This is a genomic window from Oceanicaulis alexandrii DSM 11625, from assembly GCF_000420265.1.
GTDB lineage: Bacteria > Pseudomonadota > Alphaproteobacteria > Caulobacterales > Maricaulaceae > Oceanicaulis > Oceanicaulis alexandrii.
On record NZ_ATUP01000001.1, the window covers coordinates 107,727 to 128,498 of the forward strand.

A 20,772-nucleotide genomic window follows, 5' to 3' on the forward strand; every position below is an offset into this window, starting at 1 on the left:
AAACGCGAATAACTCGGGATCGCATCAAAGCGGACTTTGTGCGAGTGAGCCGCGGGCTATACCGGTTTGCAGGCTGAAGTGCAACAGGGCTGTTACACCAACCGGCTATGATCCTTCGCCGCCGCGACGAAGCTGGCGAACAGCGGGTGCGGGTCAAAGGGACGCGATTTGTATTCGGGATGGTATTGCACACCGATGAACCAGGGGTGGTCGGCATACTCCACGATCTCGGGCAGGACCCCGTCCGGCGACAGGCCGGAGAACACCAGACCAGCTTTTTCAAGCTGCTCTTTATAGGCGATGTTCACCTCATAGCGGTGACGGTGACGCTCATGGATCGCGGCCTGACCGTAGATCTCGCGCACCTTGGAGCCGTCCTTGAGGGACGCCGGGAACGCGCCCAGGCGCATGGTGCCGCCCAGATCACCGCCCACATGACGGCGCACCGTCTCATTATCCTTGACCCATTCGGTCAGAAGCCCAACCAGCGGCACTTTAGGGTCACCGAATTCCGATGAGCTGGCGCCGTCCAGGCCAGCTAGATTGCGGGCCGCCTCGATCACCGCCATCTGCATGCCGAAGCAAATGCCGAAATACGGGATCTTGCGTTCACGGGCGAATTTCGCCGCGGCGATCTTGCCTTCCGCGCCGCGCTCGCCAAAGCCGCCGGGCACCAGAATGGCGTGCACGTCTTCCAGCTCAACGAGGTTTTCGTCATCCTCGAACTGGCTGGCGTCCAGCCATTTCACCTTCACCTTCACGCCATTGGCGATGCCGCCATGGTTGAGCGCTTCCAGCAGTGATTTATAGGCGTCCACCAGCACGGTGTATTTGCCCACCACCGCGACCGTCACTTCGCCGTCGGGATTGTTGATCGCTTCGGAAATGCCGTTCCAGACCGTCAGGTCCGGCTCGGGCGCATCGCCAAGGCCGAAGCGTTCGAGCACGACCCGATCCAGGCCCTGATCGTGATATTCCAGCGGCACATGATAGAGCGAGGACGCGTCGCGTCCTTCGATGACCGCGTTTTCAGGCACGTTGCAGAACAGCGCAATCTTGCGCTTGTCGCTGGGATCAATGGGGATTTCGCACCGGCACAGCAGAATGTCCGGCTGGATGCCGATCGAGCGCAGCTCTTTGACGGAGTGCTGGGTGGGTTTGGTCTTCATCTCGCCCGCCGCCTTGATGAACGGCAGCAAGGTGACATGGATGAAGATGGCGTTGTCCCGGCCCAGTTCCTGGCCCAGCTGACGGATGGCTTCAAAGAAGGGCAAGCCTTCGATATCGCCCACGGTGCCGCCGATTTCACACAGCACGAAATCCACGTCGCCCGCGTCCGACAACACAAAATTCTTGATGGCGTCGGTGACGTGCGGAATCACCTGCACGGTCGCGCCCAGATAATCGCCGCGGCGTTCGCGTTCGATGATCTCGGAATAGATCCGGCCTGTGGTGATATTATCGCTCTGATGGGCGGAGACGCCGGTAAAGCGCTCGTAATGGCCCAGGTCGAGGTCTGTCTCTGCGCCATCGTCCGTGACATAGACCTCGCCGTGTTGATACGGCGACATCGTGCCCGGATCCACATTGAGATACGGGTCGAGCTTACGCAGACGGACTTTATACCCGCGCGCTTGCAAAAGCGCGCCGAGTGCGGCGGAAGCGAGGCCTTTACCAAGAGAGGAGACCACGCCGCCGGTTATGAAAATGTATCGCGGCATGGGCGGACTGCTTAGCGCAGAATCGCGGCGGACAAAAGCGTCTGTTCTGATACTCGCCGTGGAAATCGCGGTTAAGCGCTGTTGAAAGTCTGAAAGAAGACGCTCAGCCCTGCATACGCAAAGGCCGCCAGCGCCATGTCGGCAGCTGACGGCCTTCAAACATCAAACGTTCATTCAGCGCGTTCGCAACGCGCCGAACACCTCGCCTACCGGTTCGGCAGCTCAGCAGAGGGCTCGTCTTCAGTCGGTGCGTCGTCAGCTGGCGCAGGCTCGGCCGGGATCGTCGCCTCGGGCGCATCAATCGCATCTGCGTCCAGCCCCTGAAGATCGCCGAACGGCAGGTCGGAGCTGGTTTCGCTCTGGCCCACGCGGTCAATCACCGAGCCCGTGCTGGTGGTGACGCCGGACAGGATCGCCAGAAGAATAGAATTGCCGATGAACAGCGCGCCCAGGATCATGGTGATCCGGGTCAAGAGGTTGGCCGCGCCGCGGCCGCTCATCATGCCGCCAGGGCCGCCGCCGCCAATGCCAAGCGCACCGCCCTCGGAGCGTTGCATCAAGATCACCCCGGTCAGTGCAGCGGCGATAAGAACGTGAATGATCAGAAGGACAGCAGTCATTGCGCGGCGTTTCCGAATAAACAGAGTTTCGTCCGCGCGAGGACCGCGACGGACTAGTTGGCCGCGCGTTTTAGCTCAGCTGGAGGCGGAGCGCCACCTTCCACCTGTATCTTCCGCGCGGAAGCCATCGCCATGCGCTTCTGAAGCGCTTCAGCCGCCTTCGCCATCTCGTCTTGTGAGCGTTCCATGCCGTCATCGCCGGCATACGCCACATAAGCCGCCATGGAGAGCTCCTTGGCGAGAGACAGATTGGCCAGGGTCAGGCCCGATTGCTCTTGCAGCTCCAGGGCGATGTCGACCAGGGCTTTTGCAACACGAGACGCTTCGCTGGAACGAAACTTCGCCATGCGGGCCCGCAATTCACGCGCGCTGTTCTCAAATTCCTTGAGATCAATGGCGGGCTGACGGCCCGCTTTCATTTCACGCATGCCCGCTTCGGCGCCCACAATAATGCGCATGCAGAGGCGACGCAGACGTTCGCCTTCGACGGTGCGCTGAGCCTCGTCAATCCAGGCGTGCGCGCGTTGAAGGGCGTCAATATCGTTGGTGACGACCGCCTTGAGCACGTTGGGCGCTTCGATGGGCTTGGCCGAGCCTTCACCGCGGTCCTGGTCCTTGCGTCGGTCCGGTCCGATGTAATCGCTCGTGACGATAAACGGCTTGCGAGCGCGGATAAGCGTCCGGATTCGGTCTTCCACAAAGCTGTTGGACAAGGGCCGGATCAACAGATCGTCCGCGCCGCAGCCGATGGCGTTGCGCACAAGATCCGCATCACGCCGCCAGGATGTCAGCAGCAGGGCGACAAAGGGGTTATTGGACAATTCGCCCGAGCGGATAGCGCGCACCAGACGAAAAACTTCCGTCTCGTGATCCGCCGTCTCCGCGATGATCAGATGCGGGGCGTCGTCCTGAACGATGCGTCGCAGTTCCGCCAGCGTATTGAGCTGAAAGATGTCACGAAAACCAATCTCATGAAGGGAATAGCGCGTGGTGCGCTGGTTCACGGACACCGGATCATAGAGCGCGACGCTCGCCCGGCTGTAATCGATATCGCTCATTCACCACCCCGCCTGTTTCTCAGGCCATGTCTTTATTCAGGGGTGACGCTAGCGAAAAACTCTGAAGATCGCCTTACCGGACCGATTGAATGATTCGCGCGAAGTCTTGTGGCTTTAAACTCGCACCTCCGACCAAGCCGCCATCAATATCAGATTGCTGCAATAAAGACTCAGCATTTCCCGGGTTCATTGATCCGCCATAAACAATACGCAAGGCGGCTGCGTCATCTCCTGGCCAGGCCGCCCGGATGGCGTCATGCATGGCTTGCGCATCTTCAGGTGTTGCCGTGCGGCCTGTACCAATCGCCCAGACCGGTTCGTAGGCGATGACGATCTTGTCCGCCGCACACTCTGGCAAACTGGCTAGAAACTGGCTGACCACCACGGCTTCCGCCTCGCCCGATTCACGCTCGTCCAGCGTCTCGCCGACGCAGACGATCGGCCTAAGACCCGCGTCCAGCGCGGCAATGGCTTTCGCCTTCACCAACTGATTGGTCTCACCATGGTCCGCCCGGCGTTCGCTATGGCCGACGATCACATGCATGCACCCCACATCCGCCAGCATGGCGGCGCTGACATCCCCGGTGTGCGCGCCCGACGCCTGCGGCGCGCAATCCTGACCGCCAAGCAAGAGCCAATCAGGCTTGTCCGCCGCGATCAGGGGCAAGAGCGTCACCGGCGGGCACAGCAGGACATCGCAGCGCGGCTCCTCGCCCAGGGCGTCAGACAGAGCCTTTGGAAAGTCGCGGTCCTTGACCAGACCGTTCATCTTCCAATTGCCAGCCACTAGCTTGCGCCGCGTCATCGCCATCCCCGTTTTTTTATAGTGTTTATGTCGTGCGCTCGCGTCCAACAGGCGCGGCGCGCTGAAATAGCAGTGTAAGAGTGTGGCCGCAACGCACTGGCCTGCTTGCCGCACAAGCCCCACCCGGCTACGGTCCCGCCGCTATGCTCACCAGCCCTTTGGCCTGATCTGGAACGCTCAATGCTGTCGCTTATCCGCTCGCTCGCCCGTTCGCCCATCATTGGCGGTATGATTATCGCGCTGCTCATCGCCGCCTTTGCGTTGTGGGGCGTGAACGATATCTTCCGCAACAACAGCAATGCTGCGATCGTGGTGGGGCCTGAAACGGTCAGCGCATCAGAATTGGCGCGCACCTATGAACGCCAACTGTTCCAGATCCAGCGCGACAACCCCGAAATCACCCGCGAGCAGGCCGACGAGATGGGCTTGGGTGATTCTGTTGTCCAACGCCTGATCGCGGAAACCGCCGTCGACGCCAAGGCCGATCAGATGGGGCTGTCGATCTCTGACAACACCCTGTTTGAGACCCTGCGCTCCATCGCCGCCTTCCAGAATCCGTTCACCAGCCAGTTTGATCCCGGCACCTACGCCTCGGTCCTGCGCGAAAATGGCTATGGCGGTCCTCTGGCCGAGCGCCAGTTTGAATCCGACATCACCAGCGAGCTGCGCCGTGGCCAGTTCGTTTCCGCGGCCCTGGGCGGCGTCTATGCACCCGAGATCTTTGGCGAGATCCGCGCCGCTTACAATGGCGAGCGCCGCAGCCTGCGCGCCCTTTTCCTGCAGCCGAGCCTGGTGGACACGCCTGAAGCGCCCGATGACGACACGTTGACCGCTTTCATCAGCGAAAACGCGCGCATCTTTGAACGCCCCGAACAGCGCCGCCTGACCCTGATGCGTGTCAGCCCGACCGATTTCCTGCGCGATGTCGAAGTGTCTGATGAGGACCTTCAGGCGCTCTATGATTTCCGGCTTGAAAACGGAGACCTGGCGGAACCCGCAACCCGTTCGCTGACCCAATGGCCTGCGCCCGACCAGCAGACCGCCGAGGCCGCCGCCGCTCGTCTGAGCGCGGGCGAAACCGTCTCGACCATCGTCACCGAGTTGAGCCTGGGCGAGGAAGTCGCTCTGGCCGACGTGCAATCCTATCAGGTCCCTGACAGTCAGATCGCTGACCGGGCCTTCACAATGGCGGCGGGCGACATCGCCGCCGTTCAGAGCCAGCTGGGCTGGCGCGTGGTGCGCATCGACGCGGCGACCGACCCGGATACGCCAGAGCTGTCGGAGCTTGAGGCTGAATTGCGCGATGAACTGGCGCGTGACAACGCCGAGGGCATGATGCTGGATGCGCTGGGCGTCTTTGAGGAAGCGCGCGGCAATGGCGCGACGCTGGAAGAAGCCGCCATGCAGGCGGGCCTGATCGCGGAACGGATCGATTTCGTCGCCGCCAACGGCTACTCCGCGGATCGCGAACCGGCGCTCACCCTGTTGCAAAACCCCGATCTGCTGACGGCTGCGTTCAGCGCCCAGCAGGGCTTCGCCACTGACCTTGAAAGCTATGGCGAAGACGGCGGCTATTTCGTGGTGCGCGTGGATGAGATCGAGCCGGCGCGTCTGTCCGAACTTTCTGAAGTGCGCGAAGACGCCGCGCAATTCTGGATGGTGCGTGAAACGGATGACCGTCTGCAAACGCTCGTCGACGATGCGCAAGCGCGCCTTGAGGCTGGTGAAACCCTGGACGCCATCGCCGAGTCCCTGGGCACGGGCGCACGCGTGGAAACCGCTGTTCTGGGCCGCGGCGAAACCGCAGGGCCGTTCAGCGCGCAGCTGGTGGGCCAGGCCTTCCGTCTGCCCGAAGGCCAGCGCTTCGCCGCGCGCGCCGGCAACCAGACCACCCGCGCTATCGTCCTCGTCGATGATGTGATCTCGGTTGATCCGGCGCAGGCGGAACGCCCCTCACAGCAAGAGCTGACGAACGAGCTTCGCAACGACGCCACACAGATCGTCACCAGCGCGCTGATCAATGCGTACGAGGTGCGTACGGACCAGACCCTGATTGATCAGGCTCTGGGCCGGACACAGCTGCAGTAACAGGCTCAGGCGTTATATGACCGTCTTCGCTCCGGATCTCGACACGGCGACCGAGCTGTGCGCGCGCGGTCAGACCGTGCTGTTGACCGCCACGCGCGTTGACGACCTTGAGACGCCCGTTTCTGCCTATCTGAAACTCGCCTCCCATAACGCCAACACCTTCTTGCTGGAAAGTGTGGAGGGCGGCGCGTTTCGAGGCCGGTATTCCGCCATTGGCCTTGACCCGGACCTGATCTGGCGCTGCCGCGGCGATCAGGCCGAGATCGCCCACGCACCCGCCCCCGGCGTTGCGCCAGGCGCGTTTGAACCCTGTGCAGAGAAGCCGCTGCACGCGTTGCGCAAACTGATCGCAGAGAGCCGACTCACACTGCCGTCGGGCCTGCCGCCCATCTCGGCGGGCCTGTTCGGCTATCTGGGCTATGACATGATCCGTCAGGTCGAGCGTCTGCCCGATCAGGCCGCACCCGAACCGCTGGGCCTGCCCGAGGGTCAATTGCTGCGTCCACGCGTGATGGTGGTGTTTGACGCCTTGCGCCAGGAAATCCTGGCCGCCGCTCCCATTCGTCCAGCGCCAGGCGCCGACCCGGAATTGCTGGTGGACGCCGCGCGGCGCCGGATCGAGGCGGTGTTCGCCCGGCTCGACGCCCCGGCCCCGATCGCGAGCGCGTCCGAACCTTGGTCGATGCCTGAACCGGTCAGCAATATGGAACCGGCGCAATATCGCCAGAATGTCGAGACCGCGAAAAACTATATTCGCGCCGGCGATATTTTTCAGGTGGTCCCGAGCCAACGGTTTTCCGCGCCCTACTCAGCGACGCCGCTCTCGCTGTACCGGTCCTTGCGTCGGACCAACCCGTCGCCCTTCCTGTATTTCTTCAACCTGCCCGGCTTCGCCATTGTGGGCTCGAGCCCGGAAATTCTGGTGCGTTTGCGCGGCGACACCGTCACCGTGCGACCGATTGCCGGAACCCGGCCGCGCGGCAATTCCGAAGAAGCCGATCAGGCCCATGAGGCGGATCTGCGCGCAGACCCCAAGGAACGCGCCGAACATCTGATGCTGCTGGATCTGGGCCGTAATGATGTGGGCCGGGTCGCCAAGGCGGGCACCGTTCGCGTCACCGAGCGCGAGATCATCGAACGCTATAGCCACGTCATGCACATCGTCTCCAATGTGGAAGGCCAGCTATCGGACGGCGAAGACGCGATTTCTGCACTGATGGCGGGCTTCCCCGCCGGCACGGTGTCCGGCGCGCCCAAGGTTCGGGCGATGGAGATCATTGACGAACTCGAGCCCTATCGCCGCGGCATCTATGCCGGCGCTGTGGGGTATTTCGGCGCCAATGGCGATATGGACATGGCGATCGCGCTGCGCACCGCCATCGTCAAGGATGGCCAGATGCATGTGCAGGCCGGCGCAGGCGTCGTGCTCGATTCCGATCCGGAATCCGAACACCAGGAGACAGTGAACAAGGCGCGCGCCCTGTTCCGCGCCGCCGCCGAAGCCTGGCGTTTCGTCTAGCTGTCTTGGACTTGGGCTTGAGCCTGAGCCGCGCCCAGAGCGCTGATCGTGACCAGCTCCACGCCTACGGCCTCCGCCCGGCGCGACAGATCCGCCAGCACCGCCAGGGTTTCAGGGCGCGGATGGCCGATGGCGATCGCCTGCCCGTTCTGCAGCGCCAGAGCCAGGGCCTGGTTGAGCTGAACGCTCACTGACGCCTCATCCGGCACATGGTCCAGAAACACATCGCGGGTCATCGCAGTCAGACCGGCCGCTTGCGCTGCGGAAGCCGCTTGAGAGCGCGGATGGGTCAGCGAATCCACGAAAAGCATGGAGCGCGGCAGATCGCTGGCAGAAAACATGGCGTCCATGGCGCGTCTGTCAGACGTCAGACGGCTGCCCATATGATTGTTGAATCCCACAGCGCCCGGAACACGCGAAAACGCCCAGCCGATGCGCGAGGCCATCTCGGACGGGCTCTGAAATTCGGTCAGGGCGTGCGGGCCAGGATCTTCCACGCCCACCGGCTCCATCGGCAGGTGCACGAAAACCTCTCGCCCCGCCGCGCCCGCTTCACGGGCGAGCGCTGACGCCGCATCGGCATAGGGCAGAATAGACAAGGTGACAGGCGCATCCAGCGCGATCAGTCGCCGGGCCGCCGCGACATCCAGCCCCACATCGTCAATGATGACCGCCAGTTGCGGCCGCCCTGACGTCAGAGGCGGCGTCAAAAGCGTCGGCTCAACGGGCTCGGAGGTAAGGACTGAAGTCTCAACCACTGAAGGCTCGGGCGCGGCGCCGATCCTGTTCGCCGCCTCCACGCGGATCACGCCGGGCCAGGACGAGGCGAGCTGGCGGGAGTCGAGGTCAGCAGGCGCCGCGACGGCGCGCGCTTCGGCCTCGCTGCTATTGGCGCCCAGATTATAAGCGAGCGCCGCCACCAGCATGAAACCGGCGGCCAGGGCAGAGCCCAGATGCGGCGCATATGAAGCAGTACGGATCATCCGTGCCTATTTACAGCGAGTCGCGGTTGGCGGCGCGTGTCGCCTTGCTTAAGTTCCACATCAGTTTTCACGGATGCGGCGAGCCCTCCATGCTGTTGATCATCGACAATTATGACAGCTTCACCTTCAACCTGGTTCATTATGTCCAGGAGCTGGGCGCGCCGACCCGCGTCATCCGCAATGATGCGATGAGCGCAGAGGACGCCCTGGCCCTGAACCCTCAAGGCGTTCTGATCAGCCCCGGCCCCTGTGATCCGGATCGAGCGGGCATCTGCCTGGACCTGATCCGGAACGCCCCGGAGGACTTGCCGATCTTTGGCGTCTGCCTCGGCTTTCAGTCGATCGGTCAGGTGTTTGGCGGCAAGGTCATTCAGGCCAAGGCGATCATGCATGGCAAGACCAGCCCGATCCGCCATGACGGCACAGGCGTGTTCGAGACCCTGCCCTCGCCCTATCAGGCCACGCGCTATCACTCACTGGCCGTGGACCTGCCCGAAGGCACGGAGCTGGTCGCCAATGCGCACACCGAAGACGGCGAGATCATGGGCTTGATGCACAAGACCCGCCCCATTCACGGCGTTCAGTTTCACCCTGAATCCATCGCGTCCGAGCATGGTCACGCGCTGATCGGCAATTTCCTGCGTCTGGCGGGTCTGACCACAGAGCAAGCGGCATGAGCCGCATGCGTCCCGCCATTCAGGCCCTCGCCCTGGGCCAGGAACCCGATGAGACTGCGCTTGCGGACGCGTTTGACGCGCTGATGGAGGGTCAGGCCGACCCTGTGGAGGTTGGCGGGTTTCTGTTGGCGTTGACCGCCTTGGGGGAAAGCCCGCAAGCGCTGATGGTCGGCGCCAAGGCCATGCGCGCCCGCATGACGCCGGTCAATGCGCCCGCCGCCGCCATCGACACCTGCGGCACCGGCGGCGACGCGCGCGGCACCTGGAACATCTCGACCGCCGCCGCCCTCGTGGCCGCTGGCGCAGGCGCCGTCGTCGCCAAACATGGCAACAAGGCCGCCTCCTCCAAATCGGGCTCTGCGGAAGTGCTGGAAAGCCTGGGCGTAAATCTGTTCGCCCGCCCTGATCAGGTGGAAGCCGCACTGGGTCAGGCGCGCGTGGGCTTTTTGTTCGCCCAGGCTCACCACGGCGCCGTGCGTCATGTGGGGCCGGCGCGCAAGACGCTGGGCGTGCGGACGATTTTCAACCTGCTGGGCCCGCTATCAAACCCCGCCGGAGCGAAGCGTCAGCTCCTGGGCGTGTTTGACCGCAAATGGCTGGTTCCCATGGCCGAAGCCCTGCGCGGGTTGGGCGCGGACGCCGCCATGATCGTGCATGGCGAAGACGGGCTCGATGAAATCACCACCACCGGCGTCAGCTATGTCGCCGAACTGACGCCGGACGGCGAGATCCGTGAATACGAGATCACGCCTGAGGATGCAGGGCTGCGCCGCGCCGCACTGGATGATCTGAAAGGCGGCGAACCTGAAGAGAACGCTCAGGCGATCCGAGACCTCCTGAAGGGCGCGCAAGGCCCCTATCGCGATATCGTCCTGATCAACGCCGCCGCCGCGCTGAAGCTCGCAGGCTTGGCTGAAGACCTGAAGACCGGCGCGGAACTGGCTGGCGCAGCGATTGATGACGGCCGCGCGCAAGCTGCGCTCGACGCCCTTGTCACAGCCAGCAACGCCTAAGCGCTTAAACCTTGAAGAGAACACGCCCGATGAGCGACGTCCTGAACCGAATTGAAGCCTACAAGCGCGCCGATATCGCCGAGCGCAAGGCCGCGCTCTCCTATGAAGCGGTCTGCGAGCGCGCCCAGCAGGCGAGCCCGGTCCGCGGCTTCAAGGCGGCGTTGGAGCGCGATGCGACCGAGCATGGGCTAAGCCTGATCGCGGAAGTGAAGAAAGCCAGCCCGTCCAAGGGCCTGATCCGCGAAGACTTCAACCCGCCCATACTCGCCAAAGCCTATGAAGACGGGGGCGCAAGCTGCCTGTCTGTTCTGACCGACGCGCCCAGCTTTCAGGGCCATGATGACTATCTGGTCGCGGCGCGCGCGGCGGTGTCTTTGCCGGTCCTGCGCAAGGATTTTCTCTACGACCCCTGGCAAGTCGCCGAATCACGCGCGCTGGGCGCGGATTGCATCCTGGTGATTCTCGCCAGCGTTGATGATTCCCTCGCCGCCGCGCTGATCGAGGAAGCGTTCAAATGGAATATGGATGCGTTGGTCGAAGTGCATGACGCCGCCGAAATGAAACGCGCTCTGGCCCTCCCCAGCCCGCTTGTGGGGGTAAACAACCGCAATCTGCGCACCTTCGAAACCTCACTGGAAACCTTTGAAACTCTTGCCCCTATGGTGGGTGATGACAGGCTTCTGGTGGCGGAAAGCGGCATCTTCACCCGTGACGACGCTGTCAGATTGCAGCACGCTGGCGCGAAGTCTCTGCTGGTCGGTGAAAGCCTGATGCGGCAGGACGATGTCACCGCGGCGACGCGCACCCTTATGGGGCTCTAAACGCGTCGCAGCTTCACTTGACGTTAAGACGGAACATGCATAGAACACTTTTAGTAAGTTTCTATTTTGTTCCAAGAGGCGACCATGCTGACCAAAAAGCAGCACGAGCTTTTGCTCTACATCAACAAGCGTCTGTCTGAAGACGGCGTGTCGCCTTCCTTTGACGAAATGAAAGAAGCGCTCAACCTCGCCTCCAAGTCCGGCGTGCATCGACTGGTCAGCGCTCTGGAAGAACGCGGATTCATCCGTCGGCTGGCCCACCGGGCGCGCGCTCTGGAAGTGCTGAAGCTGCCGCAAACCGGCGCTCCCGCGTCAGCGCCTGCCTCCAATGTGGTGAAAGCGCCCTTCGGCGCCCCCGCTCACGAAGAGAGCATTCAGGGCGTGGACGTGCCGGTTCTGGGCCGAATCGCAGCCGGCGTGCCGATTGAGGCGATCCAGCATGAAACCGACCGCTTGCCCGTCCCGGCGAACATGATTTCCGGCGGCGAGCATTTCGCGCTGGAAGTGCATGGCGATTCCATGATCGACGCCGGCATTCTCGACGGCGATCTGGTGGTGATCAAACGCGGCGACACCGCCAATAGCGGCGATATCGTTGTCGCCCTCGTCCATGACGAAGAAGCCACGCTGAAAAAGCTGCGCAAGAAGGGCGGTTCCATCGCTCTGGAAGCGGCGAACCCGGCCTATGAAACCCGCATTTTCGGCCCGAACGAGGTCAAGGTGCAGGGGCGTCTGGTCGGCTTGATCCGGCGCTATCACTAGGCGCGCTGATTTGCGCGGTTTAGTATTGTCGCTCGGGGCTTCGCCCGATCAGGACAGCACAGACCATGACAGATCAGACCGCGCTCAGCTTTGACCTTTATTGGTCGTTTCGAAGCCCCTACAGCTATATCGCAGCACAGCGCCTGCTGGCCCTGCGCGATCAATACGGCTTCACGCTCAATGTCCGTATTGTGCGCCCATTGGCGGTGCGCAGCCCTGAGTTCTTCGAAGAACGCGATTCGCGCTGGATCCATTATGTGCTCATTGATGTGGCGCGCGAGGCGGAACGCCTGGGTCTGCCCATCAGCGCGCCTTCGCCCGATCCGATCGCTCAGGATCTAGGCACACTGAAGATCGCCCCTGAACAGCCGCGCATCACCTATCTCAACCGACTGGGCGTTCTGGCCACGCAAACCGGCGACGGGCTGGCGTATATCGCCGCCGCCAGCCGGCGCATCTGGGGCGGCGCAAGCGCGGGCTATGAAACACCCTGGACCGATGACGGCGCGCTGGATGAAGCCGCTCACAAGGCTGGACTGGACCCGGACTGGCTGAATGCCGAAGCGGACGCCCAATCCGACCAGATTGACGCCCAGATCCTCGAAAACGAAGCCAATCAGGATGCGGCGGGTCATTGGGGCGTGCCGCTGATGGTGTTTAACGGCGAACCTTTCTTTGGTCAGGACCGCATCGACGCCCTGCTCTGGCGCATGTCTCAATCCGGGCTCAAGCTTCAATAAGCTAGCTGCCCTGCGCGCCGCCCCATAAACGGCCCTGCCGGGCCTGCTCGGCGCCGCGCATGCGGACCACCCGGCCCTCATGCACCCAGAACTCCAGCCCGCCGAGTTCGGCGCGCGCCGGGTCATCTAACAGCAAGGCTGCACAGCGGCGCTTACGCCAGGCGGAGACGACCCCGTCAAAGACGATCAGATCCGCCTGGTCGCAATCATCCTCTAGCGCCTCGGGATTATCCGTGACGGCGAGCAGCAAGCCTTCCGCGGTGCGCCCCGTGCATCCCAGAGAGTCGCAGGCCAGCGCCGCACGTTCCGGGCGATAGCTCGCTCCGGTGCGTTGCAGGAAGACGCGCGCATCAAACCGGCCCCGCCTGCGGTCACTGACGGTGAAGGCGTCTCCCGCCCCCTCAAACCGCGCCAGCACCACGCCGCCATCCGTAATCATCATCTGCGGCGGCGCCTGCACCATGAAAAGCGCCAAGGCGGCGCAAACCAGCACACCGCCGCCCAGCCGCATCCACCCCAGCCCGATCACCAGACAGGCGAAACCCAGACCGTACAGCGCCAGCAACGCGGGATCTGCGGCGTTGGCGCCCACCACCGCCCCTTCAAGCGTTGACGCCCAATACGCCACGTCCAGAACCCGGCGCAGCCCTTGGTCCATGATCCATAGAAACGGGCCTTCCAGCCCAATCACCGAAAACAGGAGCGCCGCGCCGCCCGCCGGCATCACCCAGAACGTAAAAAGCGGCATGGCCGCCAGATTGGCCAAAAGCCCATAAGCGGCCATGCGCTGGAAATGAAACACCGCAAACGCGCCGGTCGCCGACCCCGCGATCAGGGATGTGGCGCTCAAGCCGGCTATCGCGTCCTTGAGCTTGGCGAGGATCGAGGTTGAGCCGCCGCCCTCGGGACGCCAGCGACGATAAACGTCAAAGCTGGCGATCAACGCCGCAACAGCGGCGAAGCTCATCTGAAACCCCGGTTCGATGACGCTTTCAGGCGTGATGAGGATGATGAAAATGGCGGCCAGCGCCAAAGACCGCATGGAAAAGGCCTGCCGGTCGCACAAGACGCCGACCAGCACCACGAACGCCATGATATAGGCGCGCTGGGTGGACACCGCAGCGCCTGACACCACCAGATAGAGGCTCGCCGCGACCAACGCGCCCAGGGCTGCGGGCTTTCGCGGATCATTCCCGCGCGCCCAAGGCTCCCATGCGGCGAAGATCAGGCGGATCAGCCAATAAGCGCCGCCGGCGAACAAGGCCATGTGGAGCCCGGAAATCGCCAGAATATGGCCCAGACCCGACAGGCGCAGGGCCTCTGCATCCTCAAAGGACACGCGCGCCCGCTCCCCGGTCAGCAAGGCCGCCGCCACGGCGCCGGTGCGCGACCCGGCCCCCGCCTGCAATCGCTCAGACAAGCGCCAGCGAAACCGCGCCAGATCCAGAATTCGCGGTCTGGGCGCGGCGATCTCGGCGGGCTCCAGATCGGAGATCGCGTATCCCGTCAAACCGATCTGATCAAACCAGGCCGCTCGGCCCGGGTCATACCCGCCTGCGGCCACGGGCGCTGACGGCCGCGACAGGCGGGCGCGCACTTGGATGGCGTCGCCGGGTTCAAAAGCGCCCAGCCCCGCCCGGACCCGCACGCGTACAGGCGGGGTCTCGGCGTGTTCCAGCTCATGGACCCGGATCAACAGGCGCGCACGCCCATCCAGTCGCTCCACGCGTTCGATCCAGCCCGTCACTTGCGCGCTGCGTTCGCTGACATAGCGCTCCAGCGGCGGCGGCGCCAACGCATGGCTGCGATGCCCCGCGAGAACAAAGCCCAGACAGATGCAGCCAAGAAGAACCCAGACATACAGCGTGCTGACATCACGGCGCACGCTCCAGCCCAGCCCACAAAGCGCGGTGATAATTACGCCTGTCAGGACCGGAATTCCTCCCGGTTCAACCGGCCAGGAGAAGTAAGCCGCGGATCCCACCGCAAGCGCGACCGGCGCCCATAAGATCAGCCGGTATGGATCAGGTGCATTCACAGTCAACGGGGCGCCCAGCCCGGCGAGCATCGCCTGGCGCAGGGCGGGACTTTCCCCTGTGGGTGGAAACTTGAAAGACTTCACACCTTCATTTTGGCGTGAACATCAGGCTGAGGCTATGACGGATGCGGTTTGGCGTGCTAAAGAGCACGACCCTTCGCACTGCAGCATGAATTCGCAATTGCAAGATCATATGAAAATCATCACCCGGTTCGCGCCGTCCCCGACTGGCTACCTGCATATTGGCGGCGCTCGCACCGCGTTGTTCAACGCGCTGTTTGCGCGGGCGAATGGCGGCGAATTCAAGCTGCGCATTGAAGACACCGATCGCGCCCGCTCAACTGACGAGACGGTTCAGGCGATCGTGGACGGCCTGAGCTGGCTGGGCCTGGAGTGGGATGGCGAGACCGTCTCCCAATTCGCCCGCGCGGACCGCCACCGTGAAATTGTGGACGCGCTGATCGAAAAAGGCGCGGCGTTCCGGTGCTATTGCACGGCGGAAGAAACAGAGGCCCTGCGCGAACAGGCCTTCGCTGAAGGCCGGGCGCTGCGTTCGCCCTGGCGCGACCGCGCCTTGTCCGAAGCGCCTGCAGACGCGCCTTTCGTCGTGCGCTTTCGCGCCTCGGACACCGACACGGTGATCGAGGATGCGGTTCAGGGACAAGTGCGCTGGGGCGCCAAGGAATTTGACGATCTCGTGCTTCTGCGCGGTGACGGCAATCCCACCTATAATCTCGCCGTCGTGGTCGATGATCATGATATGGGCGTCACCCACATCATTCGCGGCGATGACCACCTGGTGAACGCTGGCCGACAGGCCCAGATCTATAATGCGCTGGGCTGGGACATTCCGGTCTTCGCCCATATCCCGCTGATTCACGGGCCGGACGGCAAGAAACTGTCCAAGCGCCATGGCGCGCTGGGCGTGGAAGCGTATCGCGACATGGGCTATTTGCCCGAGGGCCTGCGCAATTATCTGCTGCGGCTCGGCTGGTCCAAAGGGGACCAGGAATACTTCACCGACGCTGAAATGGTTGAAGCCTTTGACCTCAAAGGCCTCGGCAAAGCCCCGGCGCGGCTGGATTTCGACAAGATGTCCAGCGTCAACGCCTGGCATATGAAGCGCGCCGAAGATGCGCGTTTGACCGATCTGTTGTGGGATCGCCTTGAAGGCCGCAAAGATGTGCGGCTGGATGATCAGGCGAAAGTCTGGGTGTCTTCAGCGATGAAAGTGCTGAAAGAACGGGCGGCCACCCTCGCAGAACTGGAAGATCAGACCTATTTCCTCATCCGTCCGCGCCCGATCGAGTTGACGGGCAAAGCCGCAAAGGCGCTCAAGGATGACGCCAAGGCGCTTTTATCGCGCCTTGCAGAGGTTTTACGGGTTACGCCAGATTGGACCGAGGCGGCTTTGGGCGAGGTGCTTAACGCTTTCGCAGAGGCTGAAGACGTTGGATTTGGCAAGGTGGGCCAGCCGCTCCGAGCGGCTCTCACCGGTGGCGCGCCAGCGCCGGATATGAGTTTCGTACTGGCGGTTCTGGGACGCGATGAAGTTCTGGATCGGCTCAATGACGTGATGGACTAGGTCGCGCCCCTTCACAGGCCGCGTTCATCATGACCCATAGAAAAGGGGTTGGAGATATGGAAAACAAGATTCAACCGAAAGGTTCCGCACAGCTGTCGATTAATGGCGAGACTTATGACCTGCCTGTGTATGGCGGCTCCATCGGTCCGGACGTCATCGACATTCGTGCGCTTTATAAAAATGCGGGTGTTTTCACCTTTGACCCCGGTTTCACGTCCACCGCGTCATGCGAAAGCCAGATCACCTATATCGACGGCGATGAAGGCACGCTTTTGTATCGCGGCTATCCGATCGATCAGCTGGCCGACAACGCCAGCTTCATCGAAGTCGCCTACCTGCTGCAAAACGGTGAACTGCCGAACGCCAAGGAACTCGAAGAGTTCGATTGGACGATCCGTCGCCACACCATGCTGCACGACCAGTTTGACCAGTTCTTCCGCGGCTTCCGTCGTGACGCGCACCCGATGGCGATCATGGTCGGCACTGTGGGCGCGCTGTCCGCGTTCTATCACGACTCTACGGACGTCAATGATCCGAAGGCCCGCCTGATCGCGAGCCATCGCATGATCGCGAAAATGCCGACCATCGCGGCGCGGGCGTACAAGTATCACATCGGCCAGCCCTTTGTGACTCCGCAGAACGATCTCGATTACGCGTCCAACTTCCTGCAGATGTGCTTTGCGGTTCCGGCGGAGAAATACGAAGTCTCCCCGACCCTGGCGCGCGCCATGGACAAGATCTTCACCCTGCACGCCGATCACGAGCAGAACGCGTCGACTTCGACCGTGCGTCTCGCCGGCTCTTCGGGCGCCAACCCGTTCGCCTGCATCGCGGCCGGCATCGCCTCGCTGTGGGGCCCGGCGCATGGCGGCGCCAATGAAGCGGCGCTCAACATGCTGGCGGAAATCGGTTCGGTGGAGAACATCCCCGAATACGTCGCCAAGGCAAAAGACAAGAACGATCCGTTCCGCCTGATGGGCTTTGGCCACCGCGTGTACAAGAACTACGATCCGCGCGCCAAAGTGATGCGCGAAACCTGCCACGCCGTGCTCGACGAGCTGGGCGTGCGCAATGATCCGCTTCTGGCCGTCGCCATGGAGCTGGAGAAGATCGCGCTGGAAGATCCGTACTTCGTCGAGAAGAAGCTCTATCCGAACATCGACTTCTATTCGGGCATCACCCTGAAAGCCATGGGCTTCCCGACCGAGATGTTCACCGTGCTGTTCGCCCTGGCCCGCACTGTCGGCTGGATCGCGCAATGGTCGGAAATGATCGAGGATCCGAGCCAGAAAATCGGCCGTCCGCGCCAGGCCTTCACCGGCGCGACCGCCCGCGACTTCGTCGGCATCGACAAACGCTAATCGGCTTATAAGTAGATTACAAAAAAGACCGGCGAAGCAGTAGCTTCGCCGGTTTTCTTTTGTCAGCACACTAGCCTTTCAGCGAGCCGAATCCATCTCGTGAAAACAAGTCATCGAGCCCAACTCCCAGCGTCTCAGACAGCCTTAGCGCAACTTCGATGGTGGGATTGAACTGGCCCCGCTCGATGGCCCCGATCGTCTGGGGGTGGACCTGAACCCGGTTCGCCAGCTCCTGCCGGGACAAGCCGCGATCCACGCGATAGGTCTTCACCCGGTTCTGGAAGGCGACGGGATCAGCCATCTGCGTCCCCATCCTCATCGCCTGAAAAGTTGAAATCAGAGGCTTTCAACGTCCAGGCCAGCACCAGTTGAGGTCCGGACAGGGCTAGTGCGATCGCCGCCAAGCCTACACCGATTGAATATCCTGCTGGCAAGGGCGACGCGCCAACCGCCGCGACGATGACCAGAAGCGCGAGCGCCAGTTTCAGCCCTTGCCGAGTCGCCATGGCGACAAGCGCTTGCTGCCGCTCATCATAGGGCTCCCCCGGCACGGCGAAGGCTGGTCGACTAGCCAGATAAAGCTTTCTGTCCAGCCAGATCGCAGCCCCCGCGCCAATCAGCAGAACGGGCGCAAGCCCCGTCATGGACTCAATAATCGCCGTTTGCGCGATCAGGGCCTGAAGGACGCCGTCGATCACGACGGACAGCACGATTGCGAAGACCACAAACATCATCACGGTCAGGACCACCAATGGGCGCCGTTTGGACGTCTGCGCCCAGGCTTGCGCCTTTTGTGGATCGTCGCTGGAGTCAGCGATGTAAAAACCGTGGAGCGGGCCCTGAGCACGCATGATGACCTCCTGCTTAAGCTTCGAAAGATAGTATATATGCTACATTTCTAAGCGCAAGCATGTCCCTTGTATGGAATCAGTCACCGCTCAGATCAGGGACAACACCGCCGCGGCGGCGTTCGCGGACGGAGATCCGCCTTCACCGCGCATATGATCGGTCACCGCACGCAGCTTGGCTGATATGTCCGACCGGCGCTCAGGATCATCCAGCAAGGCGCCGACGCTGTGCGCCAGCACATCGCCCCGACACTGGGTCTGGACATGTTCTGGGATCAGCATTTCGTCTGCGGCGATATTGGCGAGCGAGATGTATTTGGATTTCATCAGGAAGAACCGCGCCGCCGCCCAGGCCAGCCAGCCCAGACGATAGGCCGCAACCGTAGGCACGCCCAAACGCGCCAGCTCCAGCGTCACCGTGCCTGAACAGGCCAGAGCCACATCCGCAGCATGGAACGCGTCCCGGCGCTCTTCGCCATCCACGATGATCAGATCTTCAAAGGCGGGCTCCGCCTTGAGCATCTCCCGCGCCTGCGCCGCAATAGACGGAGCCAGCGGGGTGACCAGCTTGAGGTCCGGCCGCTCGGCCTTTAAACGGCGGGCGGCGTCGGCGAAGCGCGGGAATAGCCGGGTCAATTCCGAAGCCCGACTGCCGAACAAGACCAGCAAAAGCGGATCCTCGGGGCTGACGCCGTGACGGGCGCGAAAAGCCGGGCCGTCGCCGCTGAGGTCACGCTCAAGCGCCGGATTGCCCACAAAGCTCACATCCATGCCGTGTTCGGTGAAGTATGGCGCGTCAAACGGATGAATCGCCAGGAGGTGATCAAACGTGTCTGCTGCGACTTTGGCGCGCTCGCGCCGGGCCGCGAAGACCTGAGGCGCCACATATTTGATCAACGGCACGTCCGGCAAAGCTTCACGCAGTTTCCAGGCGGCGCGCAGCATGAACCCCCACGAATCAATCAGCACCACAGCATCCGCGCCAAACGCCTTGGCGGCGTCCGCGGTCTCCTGAGCGCGCTGATGGACGAGGTTGATGATTTTCAGCCCGTCAAACAGTCCAAAAACCGACAGCTCGGAAATGTCAAAGGGAGAGACGGCGCCGCGCTTCGCCATCTCTGGCCCGCCAACGCCGGCGATCTCGACATCCGGGCGTAGTACGCGCAGGGCGTCGATCAGATCGCCCGCCAGCGCATCGCCAGACGGTTCCGCCGCCACCAGGAAAATCCTGGGCGCACGCGCCAGATCAGTGTTTGCGGTCAGAGTTTCGGTCATCGGCGACACCCGCCAGCTCGTCCATAGATACGGCCCAGACTGCGAGCCCCGCCGCATCGGCGGCGCGCGCAACAGCCTCCCGGCCTAAAACCATAGCCCCGCCCGCAGGGATGACGATACCGGCGAGACCCGCGCGCGCGGCGCCCTCAACCGTAGAGACGCCGATCACCGGCAAATCAATACGCCGTTCCTGATCGGGCTTGGGACGTTTGGCGAGCACGCCCTTGCGGGTCATGGCGGAGCCTCTCAGCTCGGGCGGCAAGCCGGCGACGCGCGCCAGCATCTGATCGGTGCCTTCCTGCGCTTCCACGGCCAGCACAAGCCCGTCGCACACCACAGCGCCCTGCCCGATATCCTCCGCGCCCGTCACCCCAGCGATATGAAGCGCCTTGGCGGCGTCCGCCCGCACGCCTGGGCTCGGCTCGACCGTGCCGATCAGACCAGGATCGACCAGAAGCTCGTCCGCAATGTCATTGGCCCCGATGACTGTGAAACCCTCTTTCTCGAAGAACCCGACAATGGCGCGCAACAGCGCGTCATCGCCCCGGGTCGCGGCCGCCAGCGCCTGGGGCAGAAAGGTCATGCCCTTCAGGTCAGGTTTGAGCGCCGAGAAATCTGGCCGTGTCACGATGCCGGCGAAGCAGACTGCGTCGCAATCGGCCAGACGCAGATCCTTCACCACCTGCCCCAGCTGGGCGATGCCGCGAATGATCGGGCTCTCATAACGAGTCGGATCGGCAAATCCTTTGAGCGCGATGACGCACGCCAGCCGGTCTCCGCCCTGAGCGGCTTCGGCCACATAGACAGGAAGGTCGCCGCCCCCCGCAATCAGCCCCAGACGCTCAAACTCCGCCAAGA

Annotated in this window: 19 protein-coding genes; 9 read left to right on the plus strand and 10 right to left on the minus strand. The window is 62.8% G+C overall.

Translation table 11 applies throughout. The features are described 5' to 3' along the window. Positions 1 to 92: 92 nt before the first annotated feature. From G405_RS0100525 to tpiA, 4 genes are all read right to left on the minus strand, one after another. Positions 93 to 1,721 (minus strand): CTP synthase, encoded by a 1,629-nt coding sequence (locus tag G405_RS0100525; protein WP_022699539.1) that lies wholly within the window; start codon positions 1,719 to 1,721, stop codon positions 93 to 95. A gap of 206 nt (positions 1,722 to 1,927) precedes the next feature. Then, positions 1,928 to 2,341 carry a preprotein translocase subunit SecG gene (gene secG, locus G405_RS0100530; RefSeq protein ID WP_022699540.1) on the minus strand — a complete coding sequence of 138 codons (414 nt, stop codon included), beginning with the start codon at positions 2,339 to 2,341 and terminating at the stop codon, positions 1,928 to 1,930. 53 nt (positions 2,342 to 2,394) lie between these two features. Next, positions 2,395 to 3,399: a response regulator gene (locus G405_RS0100535; RefSeq protein WP_022699541.1), complete on the minus strand. Its 1,005-nt coding sequence runs from the start codon at positions 3,397 to 3,399 to the stop codon at positions 2,395 to 2,397. Between the two features lie 73 nt (positions 3,400 to 3,472). Next, a complete protein-coding gene (gene tpiA / locus G405_RS0100540) occupies positions 3,473 to 4,204 on the minus strand; it encodes a triose-phosphate isomerase (protein WP_028284433.1) in 732 nt (243 codons plus the stop codon). 180 nt (positions 4,205 to 4,384) lie between these two features. On the opposite strand from tpiA, the gene G405_RS0100545 reads away from it, so the two are divergent. Further along, on the plus strand, positions 4,385 to 6,292 hold the full coding sequence (locus G405_RS0100545; protein WP_022699543.1) for a peptidylprolyl isomerase: 1,908 nt from the start codon (positions 4,385 to 4,387) through the stop codon (positions 6,290 to 6,292). Positions 6,293 to 6,308: 16 nt separating this feature from the next. Continuing rightward, on the plus strand, positions 6,309 to 7,811 hold the full coding sequence (trpE, locus tag G405_RS0100550) for an anthranilate synthase component I (protein ID WP_022699544.1): 1,503 nt from the start codon (positions 6,309 to 6,311) through the stop codon (positions 7,809 to 7,811). On the opposite strand, the gene G405_RS14610 is transcribed toward trpE, so the two are convergent. Beyond that, positions 7,808 to 8,794, minus strand: a complete 987-nt coding sequence (locus G405_RS14610; RefSeq protein ID WP_022699545.1) for a divergent polysaccharide deacetylase family protein — start codon at positions 8,792 to 8,794, stop codon at positions 7,808 to 7,810. The two genes, trpE and G405_RS14610, sit on opposite strands and share 4 nt — an antisense overlap. Positions 8,795 to 8,883: 89 nt before the next feature. Between G405_RS14610 and G405_RS0100560 the strand changes: the two genes are divergently transcribed. From G405_RS0100560 to G405_RS0100580, 5 genes are all read left to right on the plus strand, one after another. After that, positions 8,884 to 9,471: an anthranilate synthase component II gene (locus G405_RS0100560; RefSeq protein WP_022699546.1), complete on the plus strand. Its 588-nt coding sequence runs from the start codon at positions 8,884 to 8,886 to the stop codon at positions 9,469 to 9,471. Next, complete coding sequence (gene trpD, locus G405_RS0100565) at positions 9,468 to 10,484, plus strand: anthranilate phosphoribosyltransferase (protein ID WP_022699547.1); 1,017 nt, start codon at positions 9,468 to 9,470, stop codon at positions 10,482 to 10,484. Before G405_RS0100560 ends, trpD begins: the two co-directional genes overlap by 4 nt. A gap of 29 nt (positions 10,485 to 10,513) precedes the next feature. After that, complete coding sequence (gene trpC, locus G405_RS0100570; protein WP_022699548.1) at positions 10,514 to 11,305, plus strand: indole-3-glycerol phosphate synthase TrpC; 792 nt, start codon at positions 10,514 to 10,516, stop codon at positions 11,303 to 11,305. Between the two features lie 84 nt (positions 11,306 to 11,389). Then, the gene (lexA, locus tag G405_RS0100575; protein ID WP_028284434.1) at positions 11,390 to 12,067 is read left to right on the plus strand and encodes a transcriptional repressor LexA; all 678 of its coding nucleotides are present in this window, start codon (positions 11,390 to 11,392) and stop codon (positions 12,065 to 12,067) included. Between the two features lie 65 nt (positions 12,068 to 12,132). Further along, positions 12,133 to 12,807 carry a 2-hydroxychromene-2-carboxylate isomerase gene (locus G405_RS0100580; protein WP_022699550.1) on the plus strand — a complete coding sequence of 225 codons (675 nt, stop codon included), beginning with the start codon at positions 12,133 to 12,135 and terminating at the stop codon, positions 12,805 to 12,807. A gap of 1 nt (position 12,808) precedes the next feature. Here G405_RS0100580 and G405_RS14615 read toward each other — a convergent pair whose 3' ends face one another. Continuing rightward, positions 12,809 to 14,929, minus strand: a complete 2,121-nt coding sequence (locus G405_RS14615; protein ID WP_156861298.1) for a ComEC/Rec2 family competence protein — start codon at positions 14,927 to 14,929, stop codon at positions 12,809 to 12,811. Between the two features lie 109 nt (positions 14,930 to 15,038). Between G405_RS14615 and gltX the strand changes: the two genes are divergently transcribed. Both gltX and gltA read left to right on the plus strand, forming a co-directional pair. Next, positions 15,039 to 16,430 (plus strand): glutamate--tRNA ligase, encoded by a 1,392-nt coding sequence (gene gltX, locus G405_RS0100590; RefSeq protein WP_040705076.1) that lies wholly within the window; start codon positions 15,039 to 15,041, stop codon positions 16,428 to 16,430. Between the two features lie 56 nt (positions 16,431 to 16,486). Next, positions 16,487 to 17,791: a citrate synthase gene (gltA, locus tag G405_RS0100595; protein ID WP_022699553.1), complete on the plus strand. Its 1,305-nt coding sequence runs from the start codon at positions 16,487 to 16,489 to the stop codon at positions 17,789 to 17,791. A gap of 70 nt (positions 17,792 to 17,861) precedes the next feature. Here the strand turns inward: gltA and G405_RS0100600 are convergent, their stop codons facing one another. The 4 genes from G405_RS0100600 to G405_RS0100615 form a co-directional block, all read right to left on the minus strand. Continuing rightward, entirely contained in the window at positions 17,862 to 18,092 is a 231-nt protein-coding gene (locus tag G405_RS0100600; RefSeq protein ID WP_028284435.1) for a helix-turn-helix transcriptional regulator, read from the minus strand. Beyond that, positions 18,085 to 18,642 (minus strand): hypothetical protein, encoded by a 558-nt coding sequence (locus G405_RS0100605; protein WP_022699554.1) that lies wholly within the window; start codon positions 18,640 to 18,642, stop codon positions 18,085 to 18,087. Before G405_RS0100605 ends, G405_RS0100600 begins: the two co-directional genes overlap by 8 nt. 87 nt (positions 18,643 to 18,729) lie before the next feature. Then, a complete protein-coding gene (lpxB, locus tag G405_RS0100610) occupies positions 18,730 to 19,914 on the minus strand; it encodes a lipid-A-disaccharide synthase (RefSeq protein WP_022699555.1) in 1,185 nt (394 codons plus the stop codon). Beyond that, positions 19,886 to 20,770, minus strand: coding sequence for an LpxI family protein (locus G405_RS0100615; RefSeq protein WP_022699556.1), 885 nt, complete (start codon positions 20,768 to 20,770; stop codon positions 19,886 to 19,888). Before G405_RS0100615 ends, lpxB begins: the two co-directional genes overlap by 29 nt. Positions 20,771 to 20,772: the final 2 nt, after the last annotated feature.

Bases quoted from the DNA above. Each gene is read 5' to 3' on its own strand.
- G405_RS0100605 (WP_022699554.1), bottom strand. From the start codon at position 18,642: ATGCGTGCTCAGGGCCCGCTCCACGGTTTTTACATCGCTGACTCCAGC.
- trpE (WP_022699544.1), top strand. From the start codon at position 6,309: ATGACCGTCTTCGCTCCGGATCTCGACACGGCGACCGAGCTGTGCGCG.
- lexA (WP_028284434.1), top strand. From the start codon at position 11,390: ATGCTGACCAAAAAGCAGCACGAGCTTTTGCTCTACATCAACAAGCGT.
- G405_RS14610 (WP_022699545.1), bottom strand. From the start codon at position 8,794: ATGATCCGTACTGCTTCATATGCGCCGCATCTGGGCTCTGCCCTGGCC.
- G405_RS0100545 (WP_022699543.1), top strand. From the start codon at position 4,385: ATGCTGTCGCTTATCCGCTCGCTCGCCCGTTCGCCCATCATTGGCGGT.
- lpxB (WP_022699555.1), bottom strand. From the start codon at position 19,914: ATGACCGAAACTCTGACCGCAAACACTGATCTGGCGCGTGCGCCCAGG.
- G405_RS0100535 (WP_022699541.1), bottom strand. From the start codon at position 3,399: ATGAGCGATATCGATTACAGCCGGGCGAGCGTCGCGCTCTATGATCCG.
- gltX (WP_040705076.1), top strand. From the start codon at position 15,039: ATGAAAATCATCACCCGGTTCGCGCCGTCCCCGACTGGCTACCTGCAT.
- trpC (WP_022699548.1), top strand. From the start codon at position 10,514: ATGAGCGACGTCCTGAACCGAATTGAAGCCTACAAGCGCGCCGATATC.
- G405_RS0100560 (WP_022699546.1), top strand. From the start codon at position 8,884: ATGCTGTTGATCATCGACAATTATGACAGCTTCACCTTCAACCTGGTT.
- trpD (WP_022699547.1), top strand. From the start codon at position 9,468: ATGAGCCGCATGCGTCCCGCCATTCAGGCCCTCGCCCTGGGCCAGGAA.
- secG (WP_022699540.1), bottom strand. From the start codon at position 2,341: ATGACTGCTGTCCTTCTGATCATTCACGTTCTTATCGCCGCTGCACTG.
- tpiA (WP_028284433.1), bottom strand. From the start codon at position 4,204: ATGACGCGGCGCAAGCTAGTGGCTGGCAATTGGAAGATGAACGGTCTG.
- G405_RS0100580 (WP_022699550.1), top strand. From the start codon at position 12,133: ATGACAGATCAGACCGCGCTCAGCTTTGACCTTTATTGGTCGTTTCGA.
- G405_RS0100600 (WP_028284435.1), bottom strand. From the start codon at position 18,092: ATGGCTGATCCCGTCGCCTTCCAGAACCGGGTGAAGACCTATCGCGTG.
- G405_RS0100525 (WP_022699539.1), bottom strand. From the start codon at position 1,721: ATGCCGCGATACATTTTCATAACCGGCGGCGTGGTCTCCTCTCTTGGT.
- gltA (WP_022699553.1), top strand. From the start codon at position 16,487: ATGGAAAACAAGATTCAACCGAAAGGTTCCGCACAGCTGTCGATTAAT.